The organism is Calothrix rhizosoleniae SC01 (assembly GCF_900185595.1).
Classification (GTDB): domain Bacteria; phylum Cyanobacteriota; class Cyanobacteriia; order Cyanobacteriales; family Nostocaceae; genus Calothrix_A; species Calothrix_A rhizosoleniae.
Window position 1 is genome coordinate 1 of the sequence record NZ_FYBH01000261.1, and the last position, 11,926, is coordinate 11,926.

Consider the following 11,926-nt stretch of genomic DNA (forward strand, 5'->3'; position numbering starts at 1 on the left):
ACATTGTCTGAGAAAGTTAAAATAATACCAGTACGTTATAATCTTGACTAGCTGTACTAATTATTTTTAGGCAATATCAGGAGAATTATAACGATTGGGAGGTATACTTTTTAGTTGCTTTTGAATTTTTTTCTGTAGTTCTGCCCGCAGTATTTCTACGCAGTCAGTATCTGTACCAGGTGTTTCCAGAAACACTATACTGTCTACTGATTCTAGAGCTACCAGTTGAAACAAAATATGAATTACAGGTATTGGCATAGCCGTAACTTGGGCATCCAGCCCAGAAGATGAGCCAGTCGCAACATCTTGTAAGGTAGGAAAAGCATAAATAACGCGCTTTTGTAGTGTGGAATTGGTACGATTACTTAATGTAGTTACCACCCAAGACTCTTGTAAGTTTTGGAGAATGTAGTATTGGTGATGGCGTAACTGTTGAGCGATCGCGTTCAGAACTGGAGCAATTATTGCTATCAGTTGTGGAGTTACACCATCTTGAGGTGCATCGTCAATGAGTGATTGAATTTGTATATCTAGATCCATCACGATCTGTAAATAACTCCTAATTATTAGCTATAACTGTATGTTATGGCAGATGAACAATCAAACAATAGTGGGGAGTAATAGTACAAGTGAAGTTCTCATCCATAGGATTAAGGTGTATTTAGCTTATAGGCGAAAACCTTAGCCCAAAACCTGGAATTACAGGTTTTTATTTAAGTTATGTTAGGGTCTTTTTTATCACGAGACTATGAACTTAGCCGCAACCACAACTATTCAGGGAGAAAAATCAATTGGCGTGGAGGCGATATTTCAACTCCTATTCCAGGAGCTTAAGCAACTAACTAATGCTTCAGAGCAGAATTGCCATGATGTGGCAAACCGGATTACTGCGGAGGTGAACCGGATTTGTACCGAGAGTAAACGCATCCAAGCTTCCGGTGCCATAGAAAGTTCGGCGATGACTTTAGCCAAGCATCGTCTACAACAGTGTATAAGATACTACCAACTGGGGTCGAATAGAGGCAGAATTGAACTACACAGTACTCTCAGTGCTATCATCTACCGCTATATTAACTCCCCCCAAAGACAATTGAGTTATCAAGGGCGGCTGACTGTCATCGAAGATTTTTTACAAGGCTTTTATTTAGAATCTTTAAATGCTTTCCGCCGAGAAAGTCAATTACCTGTAACTTATAGTCCTCGTACTCTACTGGAACTATCAGAGTACATGGCATTTACGGAGCGTTATGGGAAGCGACGCATACCGTTACCTGGTCGTCAACAGCAGTTGATTATTCTTCGCGCCCAAACCTTTTCCCAACAGCAACCACCAGAAACCTGTGTAGATATAGAAAGAGCAGCAGAAGGTAGTAGTGGTGAATCTGATGGGACTTGGGAAGACCCAGCAGTACAACAATTGCGTAGTGCTATGGCGACACAAGTAGAGCCAGAACCTCAAGAAGAAAGCTTGCGTTCTGTGGTAGTGACGGAATTGATGAATTACCTGGAAGAGAAACAACAATCAGATTGTGCGGATTATTTTAGCTTACGTCTCCAAGACTTATCAGCACAAGAAATTGAGTCTATTTTAGGTTTAACTTCCCGTCAGCGAGATTACTTGCAACAACGTTTCAAATATCACTTAATCAGATTCGCGTTATTACATCGTTGGGAGTTGGTTCACGAGTGGTTAGAAGCTGATTTAAAAACAAATTTAGGGTTAACCCCTCAAGAATGGGAAATATATACCAAAAAACTGGACGATACCCAACGTTCTCTATTAGATTTGAAACAGCAAGGACAACCAGATGAAAAAATTGCGAAAACATTAGGCCTATCTATGGCTCAATTACAAAAACGCTGGTTTAAAATTCTGGAGCAAGCTTGGGAAATTCGTAACTCTTTAATGTCCGGATAGGGTGCATCTACTCATGAATAGTGACTCAGAATCCTTGCAATACCAGTTACTCAATATGTTGTTGGCAGATGTTGCTGATAATTCTGAGAATATTGGCTTAGAAAGCAAGGAAATTAAACGGGTAGACAACAACCACCTTGAAACCGCCGCCAAGCAAATGGTTGGCGATTTTGAGTCGGTACAAACACCCGAAACCTTTCAACTAGGAGATATTCCTACTGTGCAAGAACGTTTCCAAGCCGTCTTGAAACGTCGGCTACAAATTCAAGTCGAAAATCATCCACCTTTATTTCCCTGGGAGTCACAATTACAAGAGTACCCAGATTGTGTAGACAACCCATCACTGAATATTGTTCCAGCTTGGGGATGGACTGCACAACAGTACAAATTGAATTTGCCAACTTCCATACCAGAAAAGGTTTTTCAAGAATTACTGGCAAAGTGCCAAGGCTTACTTGCGTCTTCACTACCGTTAGGGGCAAAGTTGGTTCAGGCGGTGGAGAGCTTATTCCCCGATAATTCCCAGGATTTGAACAATTTAGCCGGATTAGTGTTGAGAAGTACGTCTTCTCGTTCGCCGGAATCCCTGACAATGATCGCTAATGGGGAAAGTGATTATTCTCAATTACAGCCACGTCAACAAATGGCATTGTCTTTGTTAGCAGCCAAACAACTGCTAGAGAATCTGAAATTAAATGTTTCTGCCACTAATCCAGTGGTGCAAAGGCAATGGTTGACTAGTGTAGGAGAGCTATCTGTACAGGTAGAATTGCAATTTCAAGGTCAACAGACAAAATTAGTGGTACAAACCGAGTTACCGGCTAAGGGACTTGTGAAGTTACAGGGACCTGATGCCCATGCTATGGCACAATCTGACAATCCAGGATTGTTGAGTATGGAATTGTCTTGCACCCAAAATAAGCAAGACTATACCCTGGCGATTGAAATAGAAGGAATCGAGCAACAAGCACTATTGTTTGTAATTACACCGACCATTTAAAATATAAGACTTCCGGCTGCTAGCATTTTGGTCGATCAACGCCGTGTTTTTGCAGATGACGATCCTGGGTTTGAAGTTTATTCTGGTTTATTAAGAGCGGTCATTAGGGCGTCTACATAATTTTTCTTTACTTACCCATCGACTGCTTGCCCATCAAAATGTTGAAATTTACCAGGATCAAACGGCGTTGGCATCTACCTTTAGGTGCAAATTGGCGAGAGCATAAATCTTTGTCATCTTTGGCAGAGGTAGAAAATTCAATTGCCTTGCGGGCTTTAGTCCTAGCAATGGTAATTATAGGGGTTGTGGCAACGGATATTGCTGCTGAGACCCAGTTAAGTTTGTGGGCGGTGCCATTGAGTATGGCAGGTTCCACTTGGAGTTATTATAGTCGTCGCGATCGCAATATTCCAGTTAAATTTTGTATCGCCATTGGAATGTTAATTGCACTGGGTGCGTTCTTTGGGCGAATGGTGGGACAGCTAAATGATACGCGACTGGTATTAGCTGAGTTGTTGGTTCAACTCCAGGTGTTACATAGTTTTGATATGCCCCGCCGTAAGGATTTGGGCTATTCGATTGTGATTGGTTTGATTCTGATTGGGGTTGCGGCTACCCTGAGTCAAACTTTGGCTTTTGCACCAGCACTGTTATTTTTTCTCGGTGCGGCTATACCTACTTTAGTTTTAGATTATCGCTCTCGCTTGGGTTTGAAGCATGTCAAGGGTAAGCAGAAACAAGAGAAAGGGAAAAAGCTCTTTTCTGCTTTACCCTCTTATGCTTTGTTATTTAGTTTAATTGTTGTCTTAGGACTGGCAATTTTTGCAGTTTTACCTCGTTTTCCTGGATATCAATTACAGACCTTTCCTGTCAGTTCTCCCATTGAAATTAAAGGTGATTTTACAGGCAGAAAAATTATTAATCCTGGTTATGTCCGTCAGGGTAAAAATGGTGATGGTGGTGAAAATGGTAATAGTCTTACAGGACAAGGTCAATCTGGCGAACCAGGTAAAGTAGACAATAATTTTTATTACGGTTTTAATACCGAGATGAACCAAAACCTGCGGGGGGAGATGAAACCCAAAGTGATCATGCGGGTAAGATCCCAAGCAGCAGGTTTCTGGAGAGTGCTGGCATTTGATAAATATACTGGGAAAGGGTGGAAGGTTTCTCGCAATGAGGAAGTCAAACGTCTCAAACGACCACCTTGGTCTTACCAAACAATATTAAAACTACCTTTATTTACTGGTAAAAGCAAGGATATAGTACAAACCTACACGATGGTATCAGATTTACCCAACCTGATTCCAGCCATGTCTTATCCGAAAAAATTATACTTTCCGACCCAAGTAATTGCTGTAGATAAAGAAGGTGGTTTACGCTCTCCTGTAGGATTATCAGAGGGTCTGACATACACAGTAGTTTCAGAAGTGCCCTATCGCAATCGCACTTTGTTAAGGAAAGCTTCTAGAAAATATCCCCAGCATATTAAAGATTATTACTTGCAAGTACCAGAGGCAATTGCAGCAAAAGTTAAGCAACAAACCGAAGAAATCCTGGCTAACTACAATCAACAACGGGTAGCAAAATCGGACAAAAATCTAGATGCTACCTACGAGCAGGTTCTCTATTTAGCTCAATACCTCAAACAAAACTACTCTCTACCCCAGAATCCCTTTGATTTACCCTACCTAGGGAAAAAGGATGACCTAGTAGAATCATTCCTATTCAAGCAAAAAGGTGGATATCCAGACCACTTCTCCACTGTGTTAACAATAATGCTACGTTCTATCGGTATTCCCGCAAGGCTGGTAGCAGGTTTCGCACCCGGACAGTTTAATCCCTTTACGGGTATGTATGTTGTTCGTAACACAGATGCCTATGCAATGACAGAGGTGTATTTTCCCAAATATGGTTGGTTTACCTTTGACCCCATTCCCAACCATCCCTTAATTCCTCCTTCCATTGAAGAAACCCAGACATTTAGTGTTCTCCAGCAATTTTGGCAATGGGTTGCTGGCTGGCTACCTTCTCCGATCACAGGTTTATTAAATTATGTATTTGGGAATCTATTCGGCTTGATTATTAGGGCTATATCCTGGTTTTTTGGCTTATTTGCTCAAGGATGGTTCGGGACAATCGCTGGTTTAGCCGTAGCCACCACCACATCTTTTTGTGGCTGGTTAGGTTGGGAGCAGTGGAAAAATTGGCGCTACCGCCTAGCTTTGAGAAAGTTACCACCAATGGAAAGCATTTATCAACAAATGCTGCGATGGACAAGTAATCAAGGTTTGGCTAAGCATCCTTCACAAACACCTTTAGAATATGCTAGTTCTTCGTTCCAGCACCATACACCACATATTGCTGTAGTCATTGATGAAATCTGTCAAGCATATGTAAAATGGCGTTATGGTGGACAAGAGGTTGATTTTAAACAGCTACAAACAAAATGGCAAGCTGTAACTAAAGCTCATCAATTCAAATCAACGCCAAGCAGATAATTTGCTGGAAAATATTTTAATGGGTAGTTTATATCAGACAAAAAAAGCTATATCTCTAGATAGATTTTTCATCCACTCCCTTGATAATTAGTTATAAAACAGCAGTTATGATTAAAAACTACTACTAACGTTAATTAAATCGTTGTAACTCCAATTTTTTAGGGATAACATAAGAAAATAGTTTGTTATGAAACAATACAGTTTACTTAAGGCTAAAAATTAAAATTAGTTACCATTATTCTTAAATGAACTGTATTGAGTTACGAAAACGCGATTATTCGCGTATCTACCTTACACCGCTTTTGGCGTCAATTTTTTATGGACATTCAGCTAATCAATATCGGTTTTGGCAATATTGTATCTGCCAACCGAGTAGTTGCCATTGTCAGCCCAGAGTCTGCACCGATTAAACGTATTATCACCGATGCACGGGATAAAGGGCAGCTGATTGATGCAACTTATGGTCGTCGAACTCGGGCTGTAATTATTACCGATTCCAGTCATATAGTTCTTTCGGCGATTCAGCCGGAAACCGTCGCAAATCGCTTTGTGATTACTCGAGATCACCATACCGCAGACAATTAACAATGAATAATCAAGTTCATTATTAATTCATAATCAGAGCCTCCTCAGTATTTATGTGGGGGCTTGTCAAATTATGCACTCATATGATGAACTTTTTTACAAAGAAAGTACCATGGTTAATGGTGAATTATTTAATGATTTGTTATTTAGTTAATACAACTGCTTTCTTTTCTCTCTATCCGCAGTAATATCTGAATATCAGAGTTATCTATTGACTTAGCTACCAATTTCTTAGGACGATATACAGACTAAGAGATAAGTTCTTATAGATTGTGATTTACAGGTTGAGCGGATGATACAAGTTTTGTCTAACCATAGTGGTGCTACGACTAAAAACATTCTGTCTCCTGGGAGACTAGTTGTCTTCACTGGTCCTAGCGGTGTTGGCAAGGGAACTTTAATGCGATCGCTACTCCAAAAACATCCAGAATTATATTATTCAATCTCGGCAACCACTCGCTCTCCCCGTCCTGGTGAAGTTGATGGGAAGGATTACTATTTTATCACCCGTAATAAATTTGACCAGTTGGTAGCACAATCAGAATTTTTGGAATGGGCAGAATTTGCAGGGAACTGTTACGGTACACCCCGTGAATCAGTAATCCATCAAATCAATGCTGGTCAGTCGGTAGTCCTAGAAATTGAGGTGGAAGGGGCTAGACAAATTCGTGCATCTTTTCCTCAAATGTTGAGTGTTTTTATACTACCACCATCTTTAGATGAGTTAGAAAATAGATTACGTAGTCGGGGACAAGATTCTGAAGCTGCGATCGCTCGTCGCTTGCTGCGGGCTCAAGCAGAAATTGCAGCCGCCGATGAGTTTGATATACAAATCGTCAATGATGATTTAGATTCTGCTCTAAATGCCATTGAAGCAGCCTTATTCCAGTCATTTGATTGTTAATTATCAATTACTTTTGAATTTTTCCTCGTGGGGCACTTTTATAGGGAGCATCTTGCTCCCTTTATAGCTATAGGTAAATACATAAAAATACACAAAGGAAACAGAATCACAAACCCTGAGTTCCTTTGTGTTGCTTGTGTGTCAGATATCAAATCATACCTAACTCACAATCAGCGTTAATGATAAAGCTCTTAAATTACTAACCAATTAGACCTTTAATCAGCCCCAAATTGCTGCATAAAAAGAAGGCTGTAACCGCACCACCAATGCCACCAATTAAGAATGCACTGGCAAAATTATTCCAGTTCTCTTTGGAATTAAAGGCATCCACTGGGGGACTAGCTACAGTTACATTTGCACATGGTTTTGGTGGATTACTATTGGCATATAAAGATAAAGCTCCTGTGAGCAGAATTACCAAGCCAACAGCTTCTAATAAACCAGCCAAGCTAGAGTTTGGAGCATTACGCAAAGGGCCTAATAACAAAAATGGACCATAAATAAAGTAACCGTGAGCCATTCCAACTTCTAAACCCCTTCTGAATGGAGTTAAACCAGGACGATAGGCTGGTAAATTACTAATAAACCATTTGGTCAGGGGAGACGCATTAACTGGAGTTTCCAAGTTGCCAATTTGAGGATCCCGTCCTGCTGCAGAAATGACTTCCCTATTTCTTGGATCAGCTGTTTGCACCATATTTTGTGTTCGCCTCTAAGGAAAATGTTCGCATTATTTCATAATAATAATAATAATCGTCGCCACATTGATTTTATAACCACTAACTTTAAAAAAATTAATTAAATTTATTGATTATCTAAAAATGGAAAACTCGGATGCTAATAGCAGCACCACGAGTTTTCAGGCATATTTTTGAATGCCCAATTCAAAGATGCTATGGCTTGTATAACTAGGTTAAGATAATTTAATTTTACTTAGCTATTTTTAGCAGCATCTTGACTCAATTTACATTATTAAACCACTCTTTCCTCGCTTTACAATGGGTGGAAAAGTAAATCTGGGAAAAAGCGATTAAATTCAATCAAAATACCAGCAGTGATAAACATCCAGATGGTAGTGATTACTGGTGCGGTGCAAAGAAACTTAGTAAAAGCGCCTTGCTTGTCCATGAATTAGTCTCCAAAACCAGTGAGTGTACAAAAAGTTAATTAACGTGGGGAAACAGTTATTTCGGAATCCTTGGCGGTTAATTCACCAGAAAGGTATTCCTTAATAGCATTAGCAGGCCATGCAAAACCGGCTAACATAATTGGCATTGCCAAATTGACATCGATTTGGATTTCCTTCTGTTCAGTATCACTACCCTTTCTGATGGCAATTAGATAAGCACGTCCTACCCAACCAATCCAACCAGCGATGTAGAGAAACATCAAACCAGGAATCATAAAATCACCTGCACGTTCCCAACGACCATCAACTATCAAGTGTGGTAGTCCTTCTGGCCCACAGAGAGCCTGAGAATAACGCTCGAAACGTTTTTGCCCAGACATGGGGTCTGTGGTGGTGTTACGGGCTGTAGTGGCACGCTCCTGAAAAGCAGGAGATTCACTACAGGGTACAAGATCTGCCCCCAAAGCCTGTGCCGGAGGGGCAAAATTAAACCAGAGACAAGTTGCTAAAATAACAGCAAACAATCGACGCATGGAATTGTTTCCTTGTATTACGAAATAAAAAGTTTTTTGTACAAGAAAGAAGCGGCTTGTACAGCTTTTTATTGATATAACTTCCAAGCCATCATACTCTTGCATGGGGAAGCAGTAAAGTTTAAGTAAATAAAAGTTAAAGCTTCTCAAACAAGTCCTAATTCAAATTTGGCATTAATTTTGGCATGACAACCGTATTAGCAATTGAAACTAGTTGTGATGAAACTGCTGTGGCAGTTGTAAAGAATCGTCAAGTTTATAGCAGTATAGTAGCTTCACAAATCTTAATTCATCAGCATTATGGGGGAGTAGTGCCAGAAGTTGCATCTCGGCAACATTTAGAAACAATCAATCCAGCGATCGCCCAAGCCTTATTACAAGCAAAATTAGGTTGGGGAGAAATTGATGCGATCGCAGCAACCTGTGCTCCTGGGTTGGTGGGGGCACTCTTAGTTGGTACAACTGCGGCAAAAACCTTAGCAATGGTTCACCAAAAGCCATTTTTGGGAGTTCATCACTTGGAAGGTCACATTTATGCGAGTTATTTAAGTGAGCCAACCTTAGAACCACCTTTTCTCAGTTTATTAGTTTCTGGGGGGCATACCAGCTTAATTCATGTGAAAAAATGTGGTGAATATGAAACTTTAGGACAAACCCGTGATGATGCTGCTGGAGAAGCCTTTGACAAGGTAGCAAGGTTGTTAAAATTGGGCTATCCAGGAGGACCAATAATTGACAAACTAGCACAACAGGGAAATACCAAAGCCTTTTCTCTTCCTGAAGGTAAAATTTCCTTACCCAATGGTGGATTTCATCCCTATGACGCTAGTTTTAGTGGATTAAAGACAGCAGTATTAAGGCTGGTACAACAGCTAGAAAAAACAGGTAAAGCCTTGCCAGTAGAAGACATCGCTGCTAGCTTTCAGGATACCGTTGCCAGAGCACTCACAAAAAGAGCGATCGCCTGTGCTTTAGATTATGGATTAGAGACAATAGCTGTGGGTGGTGGGGTAGCTGCCAACAGTGGCTTAAGAGTACATCTAACAACAACAGCATCTGCACATAATTTACAGGCTCTGTTTCCTCCCCTCAAATTTTGTACAGACAACGCCGCCATGATTGGCTGTGCCGCAGCAGAACATTTTGATCAAGGACACACCTCCCCCCTCACCTTAGGCGTACATTCTCGCCTTGCCATGAATCAAGTGATGGAACTGTACCACCATTAGTAAAAATACTTATATATAAGTTTACAGAAAGCGAAAATATTATTTCTTTCCCTCCTTCCCTCTTTCACTCCTTCCCCCTTCACTCCTCCAGTTGCAACTCATGCTGACAAACAAGAGAACGAATATGATTAGCAACAGCATCAGGCTGTTCTAACATTGCTAAATGCCCACAATCAGGAATTTCAATCACATTATCACCACAGTAATCAAACAGAGGATGAAAACTAGCTAAATGACGAACATACTTAGGTTCCATCACCTTATCATTGGCACCTGCTAAGAAATACACAGGCTGCTTTAATTGAGAAACGAGTTGAGGTAAATGGTTAATTTCTTCTTCCGTAGTTGAATCTAATAAAGTTCTTAGAGCTGCTTCCGGATCCGCAGTCACAAAATCAATCACCCGTTGACGTGCCCAATGACGTTCTAAAGGACGAGCTACGCTATTTCTGGCAAAGAGCAAATCAATTAAAGGCAATTGTGACAACCAGCGAGGACGAATTTGCAAAAAACGTTGTCCCGCCGTGCGAAACTGCTCAAAAGCTTCCTTAAGATAAATTCCACCCCCTGCATTCACACAAATAACACCACAGACTAACTCGGATATTTCATTCGCTGCCCATAAGCCAATAGTCCCTCCCAAAGAATGACCAATTAACCAAGCACTACCAATATTTAATTTTTGTAACAAAGCTTTTAAATCATGGGCATAAGTTGCCGGCGTGTAATCAGAACTAAAAGGATTAGCAACCATGCCACCGTAACTACTATTTATCGTGTAATCAACAGTATTCTGGCTAAACTCAGTTTTAAATTGGGATTGAGATTCACCAAAACCCCGCAAATCATAAGATAAGCATTGAAAATCATCTGACAAACGAGAAATTACGGGTTGCCAGTAACCACGGCTATTCAGCCAACCGTGAATAAACACCAAAGTCAGGTGAGAGGAAGTGGAAGCTGTAAGTTCGTATGCGTGGGGGATGCCCAATACTTCTATGGTTGCCATACTTTTATCCTACCCTTAAGGAGCTATAGCACTGAAGAGACAGGAATACAAAATTTAGTAATTAAAGAAAAATTGCTAATGATTGACCGCCAAGTAACAGGATACAAGCTCCTAACTTGAAGGGTGGGGAGTGTGGGAGGTATGGGGAGATGGCATTATTCACTTTTAGCCTCCCCTACCTTGCAAAGGTTTTAGGAGTGTGGATCAAGCATAGCTTTAAACATGGGGTCAATCCAAAATCCGTCTTGAAAAGTTTGCTCAACGGGGGGAACCCCCCTTCGGGTTCGGTAGTTGTTCATGGGGGGAAACCCCCAAGACCACACTACACTCACCGCACCGCAACGTCAGTTCCTCTATTTGGGGAGACCCCAAGACCGGACTGACTCAACTTTCCGCAAAATCCAAAATTCTGATGGCTCATAATTAAAAATTATGTTTGTGAACTCTTCAACCTTTGTAATACACCTTCAGCGATTTTATGACCAAGATATTCAGGAATTAAATTTTCGTTCGGTCCCAATAAGTATAAAATTAAACGAGTGCGTCCTCTCCAAACCAATAAATTAGCATTCACAATCAACAAGTCTTCTTGCCAAACAGCATACATAACCTTGTAAAATAATCCCGGCTGATTATCTGCCTCAATGACTAGGGCTGGTAGGTGAAAAACTGGATCTACATAAAATTCCGTTTCTATCTGCTCCAAGCCCAAATCTAGATTAAATTCTACCGCTAGCATTTCTTCGACTTCAAATCTTCCTCCCAAAGCCTCACGAATAGCACGACAGACATTGTCTGCGGTTTTATCAGTCAGTGCCTTACCACCACGAGACACTAGTAATTTTACAAAAACTAACATTGGTGGGCGAATTTGACCATATAAGCTGAGATTATGAATAGTTAAGCCATAAGCAGCCAGTACACCAAAAACATCGCTTAAGAGGAAGGATTGATTGCGGTAAGCAAAGTGTAAAGCACTTTTATTAGCCTCCGGTTTAAATTCAATTACAGCCTGTTGAAGTTTGTAAAGCCGGTAAGCTAAACGTAAGTTTTGCAGTTGAGTTTCACTGCTGACAAATTGCTCATAAAATTGGGGGAAAGAGCGGTTAAAACGCTTT

12 protein-coding genes are annotated in these 11,926 nt (G+C 40.6%); 6 read left to right on the forward strand and 6 right to left on the reverse strand.

Features of this window, described 5'->3' with window-relative positions:
• Positions 1–66: 66 nt before the first annotated feature.
• A complete protein-coding gene (locus tag CALSC_RS15555; RefSeq protein ID WP_088242235.1) occupies positions 67–540 on the reverse strand; it encodes a hypothetical protein in 474 nt (157 codons plus the stop codon).
• 208 nt (positions 541–748) lie between these two features.
• On the opposite strand from CALSC_RS15555, the gene hetZ reads away from it, so the two are divergent.
• The 5 genes from hetZ to gmk all read left to right on the forward strand — a co-directional run bounded on the left by hetZ (position 749) and on the right by gmk (position 6,908).
• Positions 749–1,918, forward strand: a complete 1,170-nt coding sequence (hetZ, locus tag CALSC_RS15560; RefSeq protein WP_088242236.1) for a heterocyst differentiation protein HetZ — start codon at positions 749–751, stop codon at positions 1,916–1,918.
• Positions 1,919–1,931: 13 nt separating this feature from the next.
• Positions 1,932–2,918: a PatU gene (locus CALSC_RS15565; protein ID WP_088242237.1), complete on the forward strand. Its 987-nt coding sequence runs from the start codon at positions 1,932–1,934 to the stop codon at positions 2,916–2,918.
• A gap of 158 nt (positions 2,919–3,076) precedes the next feature.
• Positions 3,077–5,419 (forward strand): DUF3488 and transglutaminase-like domain-containing protein, encoded by a 2,343-nt coding sequence (locus CALSC_RS15570; protein WP_200817649.1) that lies wholly within the window; start codon positions 3,077–3,079, stop codon positions 5,417–5,419.
• Between the two features lie 318 nt (positions 5,420–5,737).
• Complete coding sequence (gene remA, locus CALSC_RS15575; protein WP_088242238.1) at positions 5,738–6,004, forward strand: extracellular matrix/biofilm regulator RemA; 267 nt, start codon at positions 5,738–5,740, stop codon at positions 6,002–6,004.
• Positions 6,005–6,296: 292 nt separating this feature from the next.
• Positions 6,297–6,908, forward strand: coding sequence for a guanylate kinase (gene gmk, locus CALSC_RS15580; RefSeq protein ID WP_088242239.1), 612 nt, complete (start codon positions 6,297–6,299; stop codon positions 6,906–6,908).
• A 199-nt stretch (positions 6,909–7,107) separates the two neighbouring features.
• Here the strand turns inward: gmk and CALSC_RS15585 are convergent, their stop codons facing one another.
• The 3 genes from CALSC_RS15585 to CALSC_RS15595 all read right to left on the reverse strand — a co-directional run bounded on the left by CALSC_RS15585 (position 7,108) and on the right by CALSC_RS15595 (position 8,570).
• A complete protein-coding gene (locus CALSC_RS15585; protein WP_088242240.1) occupies positions 7,108–7,605 on the reverse strand; it encodes a photosystem I reaction center subunit XI in 498 nt (165 codons plus the stop codon).
• Positions 7,606–7,901: 296 nt separating this feature from the next.
• Positions 7,902–8,036 carry a photosystem I reaction center subunit IX gene (gene psaJ, locus CALSC_RS15590; RefSeq protein WP_088242241.1) on the reverse strand — a complete coding sequence of 45 codons (135 nt, stop codon included), beginning with the start codon at positions 8,034–8,036 and terminating at the stop codon, positions 7,902–7,904.
• A gap of 39 nt (positions 8,037–8,075) precedes the next feature.
• Positions 8,076–8,570 carry a Photosystem I reaction center subunit III gene (locus CALSC_RS15595; RefSeq protein ID WP_088242242.1) on the reverse strand — a complete coding sequence of 165 codons (495 nt, stop codon included), beginning with the start codon at positions 8,568–8,570 and terminating at the stop codon, positions 8,076–8,078.
• Between the two features lie 185 nt (positions 8,571–8,755).
• Between CALSC_RS15595 and tsaD the strand changes: the two genes are divergently transcribed.
• Positions 8,756–9,799, forward strand: a complete 1,044-nt coding sequence (gene tsaD, locus CALSC_RS15600; protein ID WP_088242243.1) for a tRNA (adenosine(37)-N6)-threonylcarbamoyltransferase complex transferase subunit TsaD — start codon at positions 8,756–8,758, stop codon at positions 9,797–9,799.
• A 79-nt stretch (positions 9,800–9,878) separates the two neighbouring features.
• On the opposite strand, the gene CALSC_RS15605 is transcribed toward tsaD, so the two are convergent.
• Positions 9,879–10,808, reverse strand: a complete 930-nt coding sequence (locus CALSC_RS15605; protein ID WP_088242244.1) for an alpha/beta fold hydrolase — start codon at positions 10,806–10,808, stop codon at positions 9,879–9,881.
• Positions 10,809–11,238: 430 nt separating this feature from the next.
• Positions 11,239–11,926, reverse strand: a 688-nt coding sequence (locus CALSC_RS15610) for a hypothetical protein (protein ID WP_088242245.1), incomplete at its 5' end; no start/stop codon positions are given.